Annotated in this window: 19 protein-coding genes and 1 pseudogene; 8 read left to right on the top strand and 12 right to left on the bottom strand. The window is 59.4% G+C overall.

Annotated features, from left to right (window positions below; genetic code table 11):
* Nucleotides 1-2: 2 nt before the first annotated feature.
* Genes flgC through AC0L8G_RS09095 form a run of 7 tightly spaced genes read left to right on the top strand, consistent with a single transcriptional unit; the run spans nt 3 to nt 5,341 of the window.
* On the top strand, nt 3-395 hold the full coding sequence (gene flgC / locus AC0L8G_RS09125; RefSeq protein WP_473388494.1) for a flagellar basal body rod protein FlgC: 393 nt from the start codon (nt 3-5) through the stop codon (nt 393-395).
* A gap of 12 nt (nt 396-407) precedes the next feature.
* Complete coding sequence (gene fliE, locus AC0L8G_RS09120) at nt 408-731, top strand: flagellar hook-basal body complex protein FliE (RefSeq protein ID WP_473388493.1); 324 nt, start codon at nt 408-410, stop codon at nt 729-731.
* An 11-nt stretch (nt 732-742) separates the two neighbouring features.
* A complete protein-coding gene (locus tag AC0L8G_RS09115; protein ID WP_473388492.1) occupies nt 743-1,009 on the top strand; it encodes a flagellar biosynthetic protein FliQ in 267 nt (88 codons plus the stop codon).
* 34 nt (nt 1,010-1,043) lie between these two features.
* Nucleotides 1,044-3,128 carry a flagellar biosynthesis protein FlhA gene (gene flhA / locus AC0L8G_RS09110; RefSeq protein WP_473388490.1) on the top strand — a complete coding sequence of 695 codons (2,085 nt, stop codon included), beginning with the start codon at nt 1,044-1,046 and terminating at the stop codon, nt 3,126-3,128.
* Between the two features lie 2 nt (nt 3,129-3,130).
* Nucleotides 3,131-3,919, top strand: coding sequence for a flagellar biosynthetic protein FliR (locus AC0L8G_RS09105; protein ID WP_473388489.1), 789 nt, complete (start codon nt 3,131-3,133; stop codon nt 3,917-3,919).
* A complete protein-coding gene (flhB, locus tag AC0L8G_RS09100) occupies nt 3,916-5,019 on the top strand; it encodes a flagellar type III secretion system protein FlhB (RefSeq protein ID WP_473388488.1) in 1,104 nt (367 codons plus the stop codon). The genes AC0L8G_RS09105 and flhB overlap by 4 nt, the downstream gene beginning before the upstream one ends.
* Nucleotides 5,000-5,341, top strand: coding sequence for a hypothetical protein (locus AC0L8G_RS09095; RefSeq protein WP_473388486.1), 342 nt, complete (start codon nt 5,000-5,002; stop codon nt 5,339-5,341). Before flhB ends, AC0L8G_RS09095 begins: the two co-directional genes overlap by 20 nt.
* Here the strand turns inward: AC0L8G_RS09095 and AC0L8G_RS09090 are convergent.
* Nucleotides 5,338-6,513 carry a PrnB family protein gene (locus tag AC0L8G_RS09090; protein ID WP_473388485.1) on the bottom strand — a complete coding sequence of 392 codons (1,176 nt, stop codon included), beginning with the start codon at nt 6,511-6,513 and terminating at the stop codon, nt 5,338-5,340. The two genes, AC0L8G_RS09095 and AC0L8G_RS09090, sit on opposite strands and share 4 nt — an antisense overlap.
* Nucleotides 6,514-6,738: 225 nt before the next feature.
* Here AC0L8G_RS09090 and AC0L8G_RS09085 point away from each other — a divergent pair, with 225 nt between their 5' ends.
* Nucleotides 6,739-7,524, top strand: coding sequence for a DUF2189 domain-containing protein (locus AC0L8G_RS09085; RefSeq protein WP_473388484.1), 786 nt, complete (start codon nt 6,739-6,741; stop codon nt 7,522-7,524).
* Here the strand turns inward: AC0L8G_RS09085 and ccoS are convergent.
* The 11 genes and pseudogenes from ccoS to hemN form a co-directional block, all read right to left on the bottom strand.
* A complete protein-coding gene (gene ccoS / locus AC0L8G_RS09080) occupies nt 7,514-7,681 on the bottom strand; it encodes a cbb3-type cytochrome oxidase assembly protein CcoS (protein WP_473388483.1) in 168 nt (55 codons plus the stop codon). The genes AC0L8G_RS09085 and ccoS overlap by 11 nt on opposite strands.
* Nucleotides 7,678-9,909, bottom strand: a complete 2,232-nt coding sequence (locus AC0L8G_RS09075; RefSeq protein ID WP_473388482.1) for a heavy metal translocating P-type ATPase — start codon at nt 9,907-9,909, stop codon at nt 7,678-7,680. The genes ccoS and AC0L8G_RS09075 overlap by 4 nt, the downstream gene beginning before the upstream one ends.
* Entirely contained in the window at nt 9,906-10,391 is a 486-nt protein-coding gene (locus tag AC0L8G_RS09070) for a FixH family protein (RefSeq protein WP_473388481.1), read from the bottom strand. Before AC0L8G_RS09070 ends, AC0L8G_RS09075 begins: the two co-directional genes overlap by 4 nt.
* Nucleotides 10,388-11,881, bottom strand: coding sequence for a cytochrome c oxidase accessory protein CcoG (gene ccoG / locus AC0L8G_RS09065; protein WP_473388480.1), 1,494 nt, complete (start codon nt 11,879-11,881; stop codon nt 10,388-10,390). The genes AC0L8G_RS09070 and ccoG overlap by 4 nt, the downstream gene beginning before the upstream one ends.
* Before the next feature lie 42 nt (nt 11,882-11,923).
* Complete coding sequence (locus AC0L8G_RS09060; protein ID WP_473388842.1) at nt 11,924-12,157, bottom strand: c-type cytochrome; 234 nt, start codon at nt 12,155-12,157, stop codon at nt 11,924-11,926.
* Between the two features lie 44 nt (nt 12,158-12,201).
* Nucleotides 12,202-12,792: pseudogene (ccoP, locus tag AC0L8G_RS09055) on the bottom strand (cytochrome-c oxidase, cbb3-type subunit III); the annotation flags it as partial.
* Complete coding sequence (locus tag AC0L8G_RS09050; protein WP_473388478.1) at nt 12,782-12,946, bottom strand: cbb3-type cytochrome c oxidase subunit 3; 165 nt, start codon at nt 12,944-12,946, stop codon at nt 12,782-12,784. The pseudogene ccoP and the gene AC0L8G_RS09050, both read right to left, overlap by 11 nt.
* A 4-nt stretch (nt 12,947-12,950) precedes the next feature.
* The gene (gene ccoO, locus AC0L8G_RS09045; RefSeq protein ID WP_473388477.1) at nt 12,951-13,679 is read right to left on the bottom strand and encodes a cytochrome-c oxidase, cbb3-type subunit II; all 729 of its coding nucleotides are present in this window, start codon (nt 13,677-13,679) and stop codon (nt 12,951-12,953) included.
* A gap of 11 nt (nt 13,680-13,690) precedes the next feature.
* Complete coding sequence (ccoN, locus tag AC0L8G_RS09040; RefSeq protein WP_473388476.1) at nt 13,691-15,355, bottom strand: cytochrome-c oxidase, cbb3-type subunit I; 1,665 nt, start codon at nt 15,353-15,355, stop codon at nt 13,691-13,693.
* Between the two features lie 385 nt (nt 15,356-15,740).
* Nucleotides 15,741-16,271, bottom strand: a complete 531-nt coding sequence (locus AC0L8G_RS09035) for a helix-turn-helix domain-containing protein (protein ID WP_473388474.1) — start codon at nt 16,269-16,271, stop codon at nt 15,741-15,743.
* A gap of 247 nt (nt 16,272-16,518) precedes the next feature.
* The gene (gene hemN / locus AC0L8G_RS09030) at nt 16,519-17,874 is read right to left on the bottom strand and encodes an oxygen-independent coproporphyrinogen III oxidase (RefSeq protein WP_473388473.1); all 1,356 of its coding nucleotides are present in this window, start codon (nt 17,872-17,874) and stop codon (nt 16,519-16,521) included.
* Nucleotides 17,875-18,046: the final 172 nt, after the last annotated feature.

The following is an 18,046-nucleotide window of genomic DNA, read 5'->3' as shown; positions in this document are numbered from 1 at the left end:
TCATGAACCCGTTTGATAAAATCACATCCGCCGCCACTTCGGGCATGCGCGCGCAGGCCGAACGCCTGCAGGTCGTCAGCGAAAACATCGCAAACGTCGACACCCATGGCTATCAAAGAAAAATGGTGTCGTTTGAAAACGTCTATGACCGGTCATCCGGCGTCAATCGCGTCGAAGTCGGTAAAGCGATGCTCGATCAGACGCCGCGCGAAGAAGTATTCGACCCTCATCACCCTTTCGCCAATGAGAACGGCTATGTGGTGATGTCCAACGTCAACATGATGACCGAATTCGCCGATGCGCGCGAAGCCACGCGTTCCTATGACGCCGGACTCGAAGTCTTTCGTCAGGCGCGCGACATGTATTCGTCATTGCTCGACATTTTGAAATCATAAGGGAGGCTTTTCATGAAAATGCCCGCTTTCCAGGCTGCTCAAAGCTACAATCTCGCCAAGACCGCGCTGAGATCGGACGCGTCGCCGTCGCAGACCGGCGCCAATGCGCCGAGCGTGAAAGGTCTTGAGAATAATCCGGCCTTCAAGGCCGTCCATGAAATCGCCAGCACCGTCACCCAGGGTGAAAAAGCGGCGATGAATTACATGACCGGCTCAGCCGACCCTCATTCGGTGGTCGAAGCGCTCGCACAGGCGGAACTGGCCGTGCAGACCGCGGTCACCGTTCGCGACAAGGTCGTCGAGGCTTATCAGGAACTGATCCGGATGCCGGTCTAAGGGAGGCTGACGTGACGGAAACTGAAATTGCAGACATCTTTCGTCAGTTCATGTGGACCGCAGTCTGGATGGGCGCGCCGATGATCGGCGCCGCGCTTGTCGTCGGCATCGTGATCGGCCTGTTTCAGGCGCTGACCTCCATTCAGGAAATGACGCTTACTTTCGCGCCAAAACTTTTGTTCATGCTGCTGGTTTTCTGGATGACCGCAGGACACATGGCGCGGCTTCTCGCCAATCTTTTTGACAGTCTGGTGTTGACCGCAATCGCTGGATCATAAGCCCCTAGGGCGAACAAGTAACTCGAGTTAATTCATGGACAGCGTTCTAAAGTTTAATATCCCCGGCCAGTCGACAGTGCTTCTCGCCTTCGGCCTGATGGCGATCATCGTGATGATGGTGTTGCCAGTGCCGTCGATCATGCTCGATATCGGCCTGACCCTGTCTTTCGCTCTGGCGATCCTGATTTTCACGATGACCTTGTTCATCGAGCGGCCGCTGGACTTCTCCGCTTTTCCGACAGTGCTGCTTGGCTCGCTCATGCTGCGCCTGTCGCTCAACGTTTCTTCGACCAAGCTGATCATCGGCGACGGCCACACCGGCCCTGACGCAGCGGGCAAGGTCATTGAAGGTTTCGCCAGCTTTGTCATGGGCGGGAACATTTATCTCGGCCTCGTCGTCTTCGGCGTTTTGCTGATCGTCAACTTCATGGTGATCACCAAAGGCGCGGGCCGGATGGCGGAAGTCGGCGCGCGCTTCGCCTTGGACGGCATGCCCGGCAAACAGCTCGCCATCGATTCCGATGTCGCCGCCGGCGCGATCACTCACGAAGAAGCAAAAGAACGCCGCCGCATCGAACAGGATGAAACCACATTCTTCGGCTCCCTCGACGGTGCATCGAAATTCGTTAAAGGCGACGCCATCGCCGGTTTGCTGATCACGCTGCTCAACCTTGTGGTTGGCCTTGCGATGGGGATCGGCGTTCACGGCATGTCGGCCGGCGATGCGGTTTCCACCTATTCGATCCTGACCGTGGGCGACGGCCTGGTCAGCCAGATCCCGGCGGTCATCATCTCCATCGCGGCGGCGCTCCTGCTTTCCAAAGGCGGCGTTGCGGGTTCTGCTGACAAGGCGATGCTGGCCCAGCTCGGCGCCAACCCCCTCGCCCTCGGCACCGTTGCCGTGATCATGGGCGTTTTCGCATTGATGCCGGGCCTGCCTTTCCTGCCCTTCTTTATCGGTTCAAGCGGCATCGGCGCTGCGGCTTATTTCATCTACAAGGACCAGGAAGAAAAGAAAAAGGCGAGCGAAGTCGCGCCTGTGCCGAAGCCGAAAGAAACAAAAAAGCAACTTGGCGACGTGCTCGACGTGGATGAAATTCACGTTGAATTTTCCGGCGACCTCATTCCGCTGGCGCTGGACGCCGTCAACGGGCTTGAGCCGCGCATCGTTAAAATCCGTCATTACATCGCGGCGGAGTTCGGCTTTATCATTCCGCCGATCCGCCTGACCGACAATCTCGACCTCAACGCAAACGAATATGTGGTCAAGATTCAAGGCGTGCGCGCGGCCAAGGGAACGCTCTATCAGGAGCGCGTGCTTGTCATTGTAGACGACCTCGCCAATTTGCCGATCCCCGGCGAAGACTGCGAAGAGCCGGTTTATGGCGCGCCCGCACGCTGGGTCGATCGCGGCGCCCGCGAAGACGCCATGTCGCTCGGCCATGCAGTTGTGGAGCCCGCCGAAGTTGTCTCCACGCATTTGCTGGAAACCATCAAACAGAACTTTGCGCGTCTCGTCACGCGTCGTTCGGTGCAACGCATCTTCGACGAATTCGTCAAGAATTCAGATCAGGAACGCGCTGCCTCCAACCGCCGCCTGCTCGACGATTTCGTGCCGGACAAGGCGCCGATCGAATTCGTTCAGTCCGTGTTCCGTCACTTGCTCGATGAGCGCGTGCCGATCCGCAATCTCCCGGTCATGCTCGAAACCATCGCCGAAGGCCGCAACATGTATAATTCGGCGGAAGATGTCTCCGAATTTGTCCGGCAGCGGATTTCACGCAATTTCGTCTCAGCCTTGCAAAATGACGAAGGCTCCCTGCCGCTCATTCAGATTGGCCTCGATTGGGAATCGACCTTCGCCGAACATGAAACACAAGGACCTGGCGGGCACACAGATGTCGCCCTGCCCCCGGCCGAGTTCAACCGCCTCGCCCAATCCGTGCTTGAACAAATCAATCAGGCGACGGCCCGGCAGCTTTATCCTGCGGTCGTCACTTCCGCCAAACGCCGCCGCTTCATTCGCGCCGTCATGCATGCGAAAAAGATCCGCAATCCGGTTCTGTCCTATGAAGAAATCGATTCCGGCGTGAAGCCGGTGCTGATCGGGACCGCTTAGGCATGGATGCGCTGGCGCCTCTGTCGCCGCTCGTGGAAGCCGGCGCGCCCATGATCATCCTGATCGGCGCTATTTTCGCCCGCATCTCCGCGGTCGTGTTTTTGATGCCCGGCCTCGGGGAGCGCGCTGTTCCCGCGCGCGCGCGTCTGGCCGCCGCCATCGCTATCGCCATGGTGCTGACGCCGATCGTGCTGACGCCGGACATGACGCCGCCGGAAACAATCGCCGGCATTGTCGCACTTTATGCGGCTGAATTCATGTGCGGGGCCATTATCGGTTTCGCCTTGCGCATGATGGTTTTCATCCTGCAGGTGGCCGGCGCCATCATCGCGCAGAGCGTTTCCCTTTCGCAGCTTTTCGGCCCGACAGTCGGTTTCGATTCTGAATCGCCTTTCGCGGCCATTCTGGTGATGGCGGGCGTCGCCATGGCCGCCGCCGCCGGATTGCACATCCATGTAGTCGGCGCCCTGGCCGATCTCTATGAGACGCTTCCCTTTGGAATTTTTCCGGGCGCTGCGGAGACCGGCGACTGGTCTGCGACGCGCACTGGCGCCGCTCTGATGAAATCGCTGGCGCTCGCGTCGCCCTTCGTCATTCTCGGCTTCCTGTATTCGCTGGCGCTCGCCGCCGCGAGCCGGGCCATGCCGCAATTGATGGCCGCCTTTGTCGGCGCTCCGGCGGTCACGCTGGCCGGTCTTGGCCTGTTCGCCGCCGCCTCGCCGATCATCCTGTTTGACTGGCTCGCTTCCTTTCAGCGCATCCTGTTCGATGTCTTCTCGGGGGCGTTATGAGCGAGAATCCGGATGATGGCGGCCAGGAAAAGAGTCACGAACCCAGCCAGTCGCGCATTGACAAGGCGCGGCGGGAAGGTGATGTCGCACAATCAAAGGAAGTCAGCGCGGCGGCTTCCTATGTCGGATTCTATCTCGCACTCGCCGCCGCCAGCAGCGGCGCCGCCGCAGCGCTCGCCTTTCATTTATCGCAGCTGCTCGAACGCCCCGAGACCTTCGCAAAACAGGCCTTCGCGGGCGATTCCTCCTCCTTTTTCGCATCGCTGTCTGGCGTCGCGTTCGAAGCCGTCATTCCATTTCTCGGACTGCCTGCTTTAGGCGTGCTCGCCGCGCTGTTTGCACAACAGGCGATCACTTTTGCGCCGAGCAAGATCAAACCAAAATTCAACCGGCTGTCGCTGGTCGCCAACGCCAAGAAGAAATTCGGGCCCGACGGCCTCAGCGAATTCGCAAAAAGCGCGACCAAGCTCATCGCAGTCTGCATCATGTTTGGCGTGTTTTTCGCCCATCGTTTCGCCATCCTGCCAGCGGATGCGCTTTTGCCCGCACAAATTCTGCCGCAATCAATCCTGCGCGAAGGCGTCATTTTTGCGGGGATGATCGTCATGTTCTCTGCGGCGATCGCCATGGTCGACCTGCCCTGGGCGAAGCATCGCCATATGCAAAAGCTCAAAATGACGCTCGAAGAGCTGAAAAAGGAGATGAAGGAGCAGGAAGGCGACCCGACCATGAAGCAAAGCCGGCGTGCGCGCGGTCAGGACATCGCCCGCAATCAGATGATGAAAGACGTGCCGGACGCCGACGTGATCATCGTCAACCCGACTCACTACGCCGTCGCCTTGAAATGGGACCGCAAGGGCGGCGCGCCGCCAGTCTGCGTCGCGAAGGGCACCGACGAAATCGCCCTCAAAATTCGCGAATTGGCGGCGATTTCCGGCGTGCCTATCCGCTCCGATCCGCCGACAGCGCGGGCGATTCACGCCACCGTCGAAATCGGCGAAGAGATCAAGCGCGAGCAATTTGCTGCTGTCGCCGCTGCGATCCATTTCGCCGACGCCATGAGAAAGAAAGCAGGAAGCCATGGCAAACCGGCAAACTGATCCGCTTAAGGAACTGAAAGAGATCGCAAAGATCCGTGTCGACAAAGAGCGCCATCGCCTCGCCGCCATGCGCGACGAGGCCAATCGGCTTGAGACTGAGAAAAACGCAGTCCGCAAGCAGATCAGCGATTTGGCGAAATCAACGGATGCGAGCCCCGAAGCCTTTATCAACATGCATGCTTATCTCAATGCGTTATCCGACAAGGTGAAACGTCTCGCTGACGAACAGCATGAAGCCGCAGCGCGCACAGAGGCGCAAAAAGAGAAAATCAAAACCGCCCTCGCCTCTCAGATCCGCGTTGACGGCATGGACGAAGACTAGGCCGCGACGAAATTCTTTAGCGCCTGAATATCAGAAAAACTCGTGCATATGTCTTTGCGGTCGGCGGCCAGCCGCATATCGCGCAAAATCTCCAATGCACGCATCAGCACTGACAATGGCGGGCCGCTCGCGGTGACTTGCGCCAGCTTGTCCGCGCTTAACGCAGCTGATGGTTTTTCGATAAAGGTCTTCACCAGCCGGTCATGATGCTGGCTCGCGGTCATGCCATGCAGGCGGCAAACCTCTAAGAATGCCGCCGCATTGCGCTTGAACCATTCCTTTTTTGAGGCGGCCGGCGCCACATCAAGGAATTGCGCCAACAAGCTGCGCCGGCGCATGCAGTCGCGCAAGGAGGCCTGATCTTCCGGCGTCATGAACAGCATCTTGTCGACCAAAAGCTGCGCGTAATACGGGTCATTCGCCTGACACAAACCAAGCAACAGGTCGATTTCATTGATGCCGGAAAAATCGCCCGCATTGGCGCCGCGATATTCATGACGCCCCACGCGGTAGGGTTTGTAATATGGCCGTACGGAATAGAAGAAACGATCAGCGTCGAGTTCGTCATACAAAATATCGTTGTATTTGATGACGTCCTTTAGCGCATTCGCCGCATCTTCCAGCAGCGTATGAGTCACAGGATGGGAAACACCCAAGGGCAGTATCCGGGTCAACGCGTCCGCCGCCCGCATGAAAGATAAAATTCCGCGCGTATTATAGTCGAGAAACAGATATTCGTCTTTCAGCGCGGTGAAACTTTTCTGGCGTCCATCAAGCGCGGCGTTTCGGGTCGCCAGATGCGCCGTCGCAAAGCGCGGCGCCATGCCCACCGACGCGGCGATATGCAGACCGAGCGCTGACGCTTCTGCGAAAGGTGATTTTTCCTCCCGCGCCGGATTGGTCAGTTCGTGACGGCGCATGGCGGCGAGATACAGTCCCAGATCGCCAAGCAGATCGAATGCGTTTTCAAATCCTTCATCGGTGTTGCCCTCCGCCAGCAGGCGCACAACGAAATCATGCCCCTCAGCGCGCAATTGCGCCTTGATGTCATCACCGACGCCTTCGACCTGTTCACGCTGGCCTTGCGCGAAATACATCTCCTCCAGCGCGGTGTTCATCTCCACGAAAGCGGTGCGAATCCAGTGTTCGAATTTCTCGGAATCAATGCTCATTCTACCTGACCTTCGGCGCCGCGCCGGACCTGTCGCGCAAGCGCTCTGACTACAGAAAGTCGGCGCGCTTTGAAACACACGCGCCATGGGGGCGCGCAAACCATACCGCAGCGCAGCGAACTTTTCCTGCCAAACTCATGCAGATTTCCGCATGTTTGTGGGACAGAGCGTCATGATTTTGATAAGAATCAAATTCCTCAACCCGAAATGTGATCGGCTTTGAAGATGACCAGCACAGCGCAGCCTCAGCAAAACATCACCGCCGGATTCGCCGTGAACAAGGTCGCCATAGACGCCCCCTGGCGCTGGCTCGGCGCGGGCTGGCGCGATCTGTGTGCGGCGCCGGTCCTTTCCCTCGGCTATGGCCTTGCCATTGTCGGCGGCGGCCTGTTGATCATCGCCGGTTTGTGGCGCTTTGGCATGTCCTCGCTGATCCCGGTTGCGCTTGGCGTCTTCGCCTTGGTCGGCCCGCTTCTCGCCCTGTGCCTTTATGAGGTCAGCCGGCGTTTGGAGGCCGGCGAAGCGCCGGCGCTATGGCCGATCAAATTCGCCGGCCCGCGCTCGCCGATACAGGTCGCCTATATTGGTTTTCTCTTGCTTTTCGCGGCGCTCGTATGGCTGCGTGTCGCCTTCATGCTCTATGCGCTTTTTTCATCGGCGAATTATGTTCCGGTCACCGAATTCGCAAGCTTCGCCATATCGACGCCGGCGGGGCTCACCATGCTGGCCATCGGCACGTTCATTGGCGGCGCCATCGCCTTTGCGATCTTCACCTTTTGCGTCATCTCCATCCCGATGCTGATGAATGAACGCACCGACGCCTTCACCGCGATCGCCGCAGGCATCAATGCCGTCAAAACGTCACCGGGCGCGATGTTGCTTTGGGCCTGGCTGATTGCGGTTCTGACAGCCGCCGGTGTTGCGAGTTTCTTTGCGGGGCTCGCCATCGTCTTCCCGTTGCTCGGGCATGCAACCTGGCACGCCTATCGCGATTTGCGGCCTACGGCTTAGGCTCCTCGTCCTCTTCCAGATCATCATCGAGAAGGATGCGCGCCGCAGCGCCGTCCGGGTCTTCGAATTGTCCGGATTTGAGCGCCCAGAAAAACGCCGCGAGGCCCGCCCCGCCGAGCACAAGCGCAATCGGAATAAGATAGATCAACGCGCTCATTTGCGCCGCCCGCCTGCCGACAGCCGCAATGCGTTGAGCGTCACGACGATAGACGACCCCGACATCGCTATTGCGGCAATGAGCGGCGTCACATGACCGAGCGCCGCAAGCGGCACGGCGCAGACATTATATAAGGCAGCGAAGCCGAAATTTTCGAGCATGCGCCGGCGCGCCGCGCGCGCCACGATGACGGTTTCCGCAATCGGCGCTAATCGCTCGCCTTGATACACATAGTCGGCGGCGGCCTGGCTCGCATCCGCCGCCGTGCCCGGCGAGAATGAGGCGTGCGCGCCGGCTAGCGAAGGCGCGTCGTTGAGCCCGTCGCCGACCATCGCAACCTTCAAGCCGCTCTTCTTCAGGGTTTCGAGCCGTTCAATTTTTTCCTGCGGGCGCTGTTCAGCGCGCCAGGCCTTTATGCCGAGGCGTTCAGCGATTGACGCAGCCGCCAGCTTTCTGTCGCCGGAAAGCATCTCGACTTCGAGACCAAGCTCGCCAAGTTTTCCGATGGTCTCGCGCGCGTCATCACGGAGCCGGTCTTCAAAACGGAACCGGACAGGCGCCGCATCGCCAAGGCGGAACCAGGTTTCCTGCGCATCATCGCTGTCAGAGGTCTGCGCCCCGACCCACCCGGCGCGGCCGAGCTTTGCGGCGACGCCGTCAATCGTTGCTTCAACGCCCGCGCCGGCGGTCTCGACAGCATCCTGCGCCGCCTTGCCGGGCCCGGCTTCCGCGACGATCGCCCGCGCCAGCGGATGGCGGCTGACCCGCGCCAGTGACGCAGCCTGCATCAGCGTATCCGCGGAAATGTCCTCTCGATTGGCGAGGCGCGGCTTGCCGAATGTAAGCGTGCCTGTCTTGTCGAAGATGACGGCGTCGATTTCCGCGAGCCGCTCCAGCGCATCGCCGGATTTAACCAGCACCCCGGAGCGGAACAGCCGACCGGTCGCCACAACCTGCACCGCTGGTGCCGCAAGACCAAGCGCGCATGGGCAAGTGATGATCAGCACGGCGACCGCGTTCATGAGCGACATGCGAAGACCGGCGTCACCGATAAAAAACCAGCCGAGAAAGGTCGCCAGCGCCAGCGTGTGCACGATGGGGACGTAAAGCGCCGCAGCCTTATCCGCCAGCTTGACATAGCGGCTCTTGGATTGCTCGCCCGCTTCAATCAGGCGTGTAAGGTCGGCGACAAGCGACGCGTCCGCGCTTTTGCTCGCCCGCACGATCAGTTTTGCGGAAAGGTTCAAAACCCCGGCGAAAAGCGGCTCACCTTCGCGTGTATGCGCGGGCGCGCTTTCACCGGTGACGAGCGACATATCAATATCGGAGGCGCCCTCCTCAATGATGCAATCCACCGGCGCGCGGTCGCCCGGCGAAAGCATCAACCGGTCGCCGGGAACAATGTCGCGCGCCGCTACGGAGCTTAGCGTGCCGTCTTCATTGAGGCGGCTCGAAGTCGCCGCCTGCAAGGCGAGCAAGTCGCGCGCCGCGGCCCGCGCCCGCAAACGCAAGCGATGATCGAGATAGCGTCCGATCAACAGGAAGAAGAGCAGCATCACCGCCGCATCGAAATAGGTATGCTCGCCGCCTTTGAAAAACTCGAAGGCGCTCATGGACAGCGCCAGCAGGACGGCGAGTGAAATCGGCACATCCATATTGGCGCGGCCGACCTTCAAGGCTCTGAGCGCTGAGGAAAAGAACGGCTGTCCTGCATATAGCGCCGCCGGAACCGCGATCAGCCCCGACGCCCAATGCATAAGCTCGCGCGTCGCCGGCCCCATCTCGCCGCCGCCGGCCCAGACCGAAACGGAAAGCAGCATGACATTCGCTGTCGCAAAGCCGGCCACGGCGAGAGACCGCAATAATCTGCGCCCTTCCGCATCGTTTTCCTGTTCGACTTTCTCCGGATCAAACGGCGCGGACCGATAGCCGATTGCGTCCAGCCGTTGAGCAATCTCACGCGGCGCAAAGGCGCCTTCTTTCCAGACCAGCGACAAACGCCCGGTCGAAAGGTTGAGCCTTGCGGATTGCATCTCCGGCAAGGCGTTCATCGCGCCTTCAATCTTGCTGATGCAGCCGGCGCATTTGGCGCCAAAGACCGCGAGATCGAGGCGCGACAATCCGCTGGCGTTTCGAATGAACGGAGCCGGATCGATCGACACGCCATCGGCGGGCGGTTCAAGCCCGCTCGGACATCCTATTTCCGTTTCCGCCGTCGCCGCTGTCATTTGAAAGTCAGTCTTTTTTCCAAAACAAACTCTTCGCCTTGCGCGCCGGTTGCGCTCGCCTGCAACCGCCAGGCGCCGGGGCTCAGCCCGTCAACCGCCGCAATATACCGGCCGCCGCCCATGGACCGAAATTCGAGGATGCGGTCGTGGTCATTATCCACCGCCCGGGCGAGCGTCGCGGCGAGATCAAGGGTAGATATAGGCTCGCCCGATGCGGACTTAAAGGTAAGCTCTATCGCCGCCTTGTCGCCAGCAAATTGCAGGCCGGTCAGCTCCGCGGTCCAGCCAAGCGCGGCCTGCGCGGCGCGCGCTTCCAGCGTCTCATTATAGGCCAGCCCCTGAAGATAGGATTTCTCCTCCTGCTCTCCCGGAAAGCTCTTCACCGCAAGCGTGAGGAAAATGCCGTTTGCAACAAAGATCGCCAGGAAAAATCCGACAATAGAAAACAACACAAAACGGCCGGTGACGCGGAACTCACTCATTTTCGCGCCCCCGTCATGAAGCCGGTCGGATTGTCTTTGGTTTCGCCGCTTTCGATATCTTCTACGCTGATTGTCATTTTTTCCTCGGCGCGCCAATATTGCGATTTCGGCAAGGTGACGAACAACCGCAAGGAGCGGATCCCGTCGCCTTCCGCGGTGATGGTGACGCTGTCGCCTTCCGCCTTCTCGCCAATCGCCGACACAACGAGCCCTTCCGGTCCGTCAACACTGATGCGGAAATCACGGGCGGTGTTGGCCTTGTTCACCAGCTTCACCGTATAGGCGTTGCGCACCGACCCGTCGGACAAGGTCACATAGGGCGGCGTGCGATCACGCAAGACATTGACCTCAAGCGTCGCGCGATTGGAAAGGCCAAAAGTCATCAGTCCAGCGACGAAAACGATCACCGTCGCATAAAGCATGGTGCGCGGCCGGATCAGTTTGATGGTCGGTTTCTCGCCCGCCATCCTTCGTTCAATGTTCTTGTCGGTGTCATAGCCGATCAGGCTCAGGGGCCGCCCGATCTTTCCCATAATGTCATCGCACGCATCAATGCAGAGCGCGCAATTGATGCATTCAAGCTGCGCCCCGTCGCGAATATCGATGCCCATAGGACAGGCGGCGACGCAGGCCTTGCAATCGATGCAGTCGCCGCGCCCCTCCCAGCTATCGGTTTTCTTATGCGCGCCGCGCGGTTCGCCGCGATCATATTTATAGGTGACCTCCAATGTCTCATTGTCGGTGAGCGCCGCCTGAATGCGCGGCCAGGGGCACATATAGGTGCAAACCTGCTCGCGCAGGGAGCCGGCGAGCATGTAGGTCGTGAAGGTCAAAATGGCGATGAACAGATAGGCCGATGCTGGCGCCTCGCCGCGGAAGATTTGCGGGAACACAGTCGGCGCATCATGAAAATAGAACACCCATGCGCCGCCGGTCGCCGCCGCGATCGCCAGCCATAGCGTATGCTTCACCGTTTTTTTGTAAATCTTTTCGCCGTTCCACGGCGCTTTGGCGAGGCGCATGCGCTTGTTGCGGTCGCCTTCGACGAGCCGCTCCACCGCAATGTAAAGATCCGTCCAGACAGTCTGCGGACAGGCGTAACCGCACCAAATCCGCCCGAACAAAGCTGTTGCGAGAAACAGGCCCAACGCCGCGAGGATCAACAATCCGGTGACGTAATAAAGTTCGTCCGGCCAAAGCTCGATAAAAAAGAAGTAAAACCGGCCGCCGGTGAAATCCACGAGCACCGCCTGGTCCGGCTCGCCCGGACCGCGCGTCCAGCGCAGCCACGGCAAGACGTAATAAACGCCGAGCGTGAACAACAAGAGCGCCCATTTCAGCGCCCGGTATTTGCCATGCACAAGTTTGGGGTAAATCTGCTCGCGCGCTTTATAGAGCGACCGCGACACGGCGCTGTTGACCGCAGCGACGTCATGCTGCTCCACGCCGCTCGCCGCTTTCGCAGGACCCTCTAAATTCGTTGTCGACACGACTTACGCCTTTCGCCGGCGATCGCCACCGGCTGGCGGCAATTACTCGCCGCCGCTTAAAGAGTGAACATAGACCGCCAGCGCCGTAATTTGCTCCTCTGACAAACGGTCAGTCCATGCGGGCATGACGCCGCCGCGCCCCTGATACAGGGTTTCTTGTATCTGCAGCTTTTCGCCACCATACAACCATATGGCGTCTGCAAGGTTTGGGGCGCCCTGCGCCTGATCGCCGCGCCCGTCAACGCCATGGCAACTGGCGCATTGCTGCGCAAAGATCGGCGCCCCCGCGCCACCGCGGCTGCATTGGCCTCGCCGCCGGAAAGCGAGGTCACATAGTCAACCAGATCGCTGATTTGCGCGGATGGCAACAAGCCGTCACGCCCATAGGCCTGCATCATATTGAACCGCGTATCCGCGTGATCTGAACGAATGCCGTAGCGAATGGTCTTTTGGATATCGGTCAGCGCGCCGCCCCACAGCCAGTCATCGTCGACCAGTGCGGGATAGCCGCGAAACCCCTGCCCGCCGGCGCCATGACATGTGGCGCAATTATCGCCGAACAAGGACTCCCCCGCCTTCATCGTATATTGCAGCAGCTCGGGGTCCTGTTCGATGTCTTCAATGGCGTTCACCGAAAGCAACCGGCCCATCTGCTCGCTGCGCGCCGCCGCGAGATCAACCATCGCCGCATCGACATTCGCCCGCTCCGAATGGTTGCGCACGCCTTTGACATAGCCGGTGATCCCCGGCCATGACGGCATGAAAATCATGTATATGATCGCAATGGCGATGCTGAGATACCAGGTAATCAACCACCAGCGCGGCAGCGGATTGTTGAGCTCTTTAATGCCGTCCCATTCGTGCCCGGTCGTTTCCACGCCGGTCGGCTGATCAACTTCTTTATCCGACATTGTCGTCTTCCTCATCCTCAAGGGGGATGCGCTTGGCTTCGTCAAAGTTCTTTTTGTTGCGCGGATTCAGCGCATAGATAAGCACCAGCGCGAAGGCGAGCACGAAGAGCAATAGCCCCCATGTCTGCGCAATTTTTGATAGCGTTTCGTACATCGGCTTACCTGTAGTTTTCTTCAGGTTCGTAGACCTCGAAATCGACCATCGTTCCCAGCACCTGCAGATAGGCGATGAGCGCATCCATTTCGGTGACGTGGCGCGGATTGCCGTCGAATTCGCGAATGACAGCGTTGGGGTAGCGCGCGACAAACCCGTCATAATCATCGGCGAACGGGTCCGTCTGCGTGACCAGATCGCTCGCGGCTTTTTCGATCATCTCGTCGCTATAGGGAACGCCGACCGCGCGGTTCGCTTTCAGCCAGCCTTCGGCCGCATCCGCATTGATGACTTTGTCTTCAAGGAAGGCGTAAGGCGGCATGATCGATTCCGGCACAAGGCTGCGCGGGTCGATAAGATGCTGCATATGCCAGGCGTCGGAATATTTTCCGCCGACCCGCGCAAGGTCGGGCCCGGAGCGTTTCGACCCCCATTGGAACGGATGGTCATACATGCTCTCGGCGGCGAGCGAATAATGCCCGTAGCGCTCCACCTCGTCGCGCAAGGGGCGCACCATCTGACTATGGCAGAGGTAACATCCCTCGCGCACATAGACATTGCGGCCGGCAAGTTCGAGCGGCGTGTAAGGCCTAACGCCCCTCACCTTCTCAATTGTCGATTCGAGATAGAACAGCGGCGCGATCTCAACCAGGCCGCCTATGGCGACGACCACGAGAATGGCGATGGTCAGGACAAAGCCGCGCTTTTCAAGAAATTGGTGACGGTCAAGCATCGGTTTTCTTCCTATTCCGCAGGCGCCAGCGCCGGAGCAGCAGTTGGTGCAGGAGCGAATTCGCCCTTGCGCACATCGCCTTTCGCCGTCCGCCAGAGATTGTAAGCCATGATGAATGCGCCAATGAGGAACAACAGGCCGCCAGTCATCCGAATGATGTAATAAGGATGCATCGCCTCAACGGTTTCGACGAAGGAATGCTCGAGGAAGCCGAACGCATCATAAGTGCGCCACATCAGCCCCTGCATGATTCCGGACACCCACATGGAAGTGATGTAGAGAAGAATGCCGAGGGTCGAAATCCAGAAATGCCATTCGACCAGTGCGTTTGAGTAAAGCTGCTTGCGCTTCCACAGCCACGGCACGAGGCAATAGAGCGCGCCGAAGGAAATATAGCCGACCCAGCCAAGCGCGCCGGAATGCACATGGCCGATCGTCCAGTCGGTGTAATGCGACAGCGAGTTCACTGCGCGCACCGACATCAGCGGGCCTTCGAAAGTCGACATGCCGTAAAAGGCGACGGAGACGACCATCATCCGCAACACCGGATCGGTGCGCAGCTTGTCCCAGGCGCCCGAAAGCGTCATCAGGCCGTTGATCATCCCGCCCCAGGACGGCATCCACAGCATGATCGAGAAGGTCATGCCCAATGTCTGCGCCCATTCAGGCAGCGCAGTGTAATGAAGATGGTGCGGGCCCGCCCAGATATAGATGAAGATCAGCGACCAGAAGTGAACGATTGACAGCCGATAGGAATAGACCGGCCGCTCCGCGCGTTTCGGAATGAAATAATACATGATGGCGAGGAAGCCGGCGGTGAGGAAGAAGCCCACCGCATTATGGCCGTACCACCATTGCGTCAGGGCATCCTGCACGCCCGCAAACAGCGAATAGCTTTTCGTCCCGGTCAGCGACACCGGCACAGCAAGGTTGTTCACGATGTGGAGCATCGCGATGGTGACGATGAAGGCGAGATAGAACCAGTTCGCCACATATATATGCGGCTCCTTGCGCTTCAGAATGGTGCCGAGAAAGACCAGCAGGTAAACCACCCAGACAATCGTCAGCCAGAGATCGGCGTACCATTCAGGCTCGGCATATTCGCGCGACTGCGTGACGCCCATCAGATAGCCGGTCGCGGCAATGACGATGAATAGATTGTAGCCCCAGAAAACGAACCACGGCGCGAGCCCGCCCCAAAGGCGCGCACGCGACGTGCGCTGCACGACATAAAAAGACGTCGCGATCAGCACATTGCCGCCAAAGGCGAAAATCACCGCAGAGGTGTGCAGCGGGCGCAATCGCCCGAAATTGGTCCAGCCCAGATCAGGGAAGTAAAACAGGTTCGGAAAAGCGAGCTGCGCAGCGATAACGACGCCGACAAGGAAGCCGGCAATGCCCCAGAAGGTTGACGCGAACACGCCCGCCTTGACGACGCCCACTTCATAGGGGCCGTCATCGCCGCGCGAGCCCGAAGAAACATGGTGGACCAGCGCGAAGCCGCCCGCCACGAAAGCGGCGGCGAACATGAAAGCATGCGCGCTCATCATCGGATCAGCCGCGCGCGCCGCGACGAAAAGCGCGAGCAGCAAGCCGACGCCTAAAACCGCAGCGATAAAGGGAATGTCCCCGCCGCCCGTGGATGCGGACGGTATGCGGGGGTTGGCTGAAGTCATGGCAGGCCCTCTTGTTTCGATCTTTGCCCGCTTTCTGGCGGCGCCCGGCGAACACTGCTTGATATGGATCAAGACCGGGGCAGAAAGTCCTGCAAAGACACGTTTGTCGCAGGCGAAACTGGATGCAACTGATATGAACGCGCATATCGCAGTTCGATTCTCGTGCCTAGCAGCGGGCGCAGCGGTCGCCCTCGCCTCTGTGGCGCCGGTCGCGGCTGCAGCCCGCCCACAGGCGCTCTATCCGATGTGCGCTTTTGGGACAGTGATTTTGGCGCCGTTTCCGGGCGAGAATGACAATCGTCCGCCTGATCGGGCTGGCGCCTGCCATGCGGCGCGGCTCAACGAGAAAACACGGGTTGTTCACGCACGCACAAAGGCGCGCTGATCAGGCGGCGTCTGGCTGGGCGGCGATGACCACGTCATGGCGGGTCAGATCGAAAAGCCGCCCCTCGCGTTTCAGCGCGGTCAGAGTCCGGCTCAAAGTTTCAAGCCGCAAGCCCAGATAGTCGGCGATATCCTGTCGCGGCATTGGCAGCGGCACCCGCCGTTTGCCCGGACCGTCACCGACGCCAATCGCTTTGTCGACCATATAGATAAAGCTGATGACCCGCTCTTCGGCGGTCTTCTTGCCGAGCAACACAATGTGGTCTTGCGCCTTGTGGTATTCCGTCTGCCCGCGAGCGATGAGCCGGTCCTTCACGCCGGGCGCATCCGGGGCGACATCTTCGAGGAATTTATGCGGAAAATAACAGACCGTGCTCTCTTCCAGCGCTTCTGCGGAATAGGCGTTCGAACTGGTGGCGCGAACCCCGGCGAAATCACCGCGAAACAGGAAGCCGGTCACCTGACGACGGCCGTCTTCGAGCAGTTTCGACAGCCGGAAGCTGCCCTCGACAATCACAAACAGCGAGATCATTGGGCTCGCCTTCGGCCATAATCGCCTTGCCCCGGTCCACATGGCGGCGCGCCATGGTCTTTTCGACTTGCTGAAATTCACGGGGGCCAAGATCAGCGCAAATCGACCGCTCGCGCACGTCGCACAGGTCGCAGGACTTTGGTCGTGATGGTGATGTGCATGATTTGTCAGCCATCCAAACCGCCTCGCTCAACCTCGCCATACAGTGTAGCGGCCCGCACTGGTTCTGGCCAGCCGGTCCTGCAGCCTATATGGCGCGCGTCAGCGTCGCTGTCATGTCGGATTTGTCTGGAAATTCATACGGATCCAGCGCCATAGCGACGCAGCGCGAGAGTGGGCGCGCCGCCGCCTCGATTTGGATGAAATCCCCGCCCCAGCAAACCAGCCCGTCGGCCTCCAACGCCTCGAGCCGGGTGCATATCTGGGCCGCCTCGCGGGCGCCGACAGCCGCCAGAACACGCGCAATATTCGCCGAGCCCTTGCATAAAAGGTCCTGGATCGCTGCGGCAATAGCGGCTTCGCTGGAAATCTGCTCAATGCCGCGCGCCACAGGCAATGCGCCTTCTGCGATCAGGTCGTAATATCCCGTCAGGCTTTTTTCATTTTGGACATACAGGCCGTTGATATTGCTGATCGCCGATGCGCCAAATCCCAAGGTGGTCACCGCCAGATCATCGGTGAAGCCCTGGAAATTGCGGCGCAGGCGTCCCTCCCGGTCGGCGACCGCCAGCGCATTGTCCGGCTTGGCGTAATGGTCGAAGCCGATCCGCCGAAACCCCGCCCCGATCAGCATGTCATCGGCCAGCGCCGCAAGATCGGCGCGCAGATCGACGCCCGGCAGGCTCTCCTCTTCAATCAGGCGCTGGCGCGGCAAGGCAGACGGCAAATGCGCATAGCCGAACACCGCGACGCGGTCCGGCGCCAGGGCGATGGTCTTTTCGAGGCTTTCCCTAAAAGAGGCCAGCGTTTGTTTCGGCAAACCGAAGAGCAGGTCAAACGCCACATCATTGACGCCTGCCCGGCGCATCTCGCCAACGGCGCTTTCGACCATGTCGAAACTCTGCACCCGGTTGATCGCCAATTGAACTTCGGCGTCAAAATCCTGAACGCCAAGGCTCATGCGTTCAAATCCGAGCGCGGCCAAGCGATTAATATCGTCATCGCGAATTAACCGGGGGTCGAGCTCAATCGCCAGCCGGGAATCATCCGTCAGCCCAAATTCGAGCTCGATCGCCTTCAGGATTTCGGCGATTTCATCGACCAGAAGATAATTCGGCGTGCCGCCGCCGAAATGAACGCTGCGCGGCCGCCCGGCGCCGCTTAACCGCTTGCCCGTGAGCTCTATTTCTTTTGCAAGCGCATCCACATAACGGAGCGCGCGCCCGTAATCATTCTCGACCCGCATATTGCAGCCGCAATACCAGCAAAGGCGTTTGCAGAACGGGACATGGACATAAAGCGAAAGGGGTTCATAGAGTTCAATCGCCGAAAGATAGTCGGCATAGTCGTCGCGCGTCACGGATCCGTCAAAATGCATCGCCGACGGATAGCTTGTGTAACGAGGGGCGCGGATGTTCAGATATTTTCGCCATTCTGATTTCATGAGCCGCAATTTGCCCGAGCCATCGCAGCGAATTCTGACTTAAATCAAAAGCGCGGCGCACCCGAATGCAGTTTTTTTCAAAAACACGCATCCCGCAGCGCACAAATGATCTGCATCAAAATTGGCGGCCAAGAGCGAGCGTAGGCGCTGGGACATCATCAATATCCTACAA

This window comes from Hyphococcus sp. D3-15 (assembly GCF_055809375.1).
This window is presented reverse-complemented; position numbering and strand designations above follow the sequence as displayed.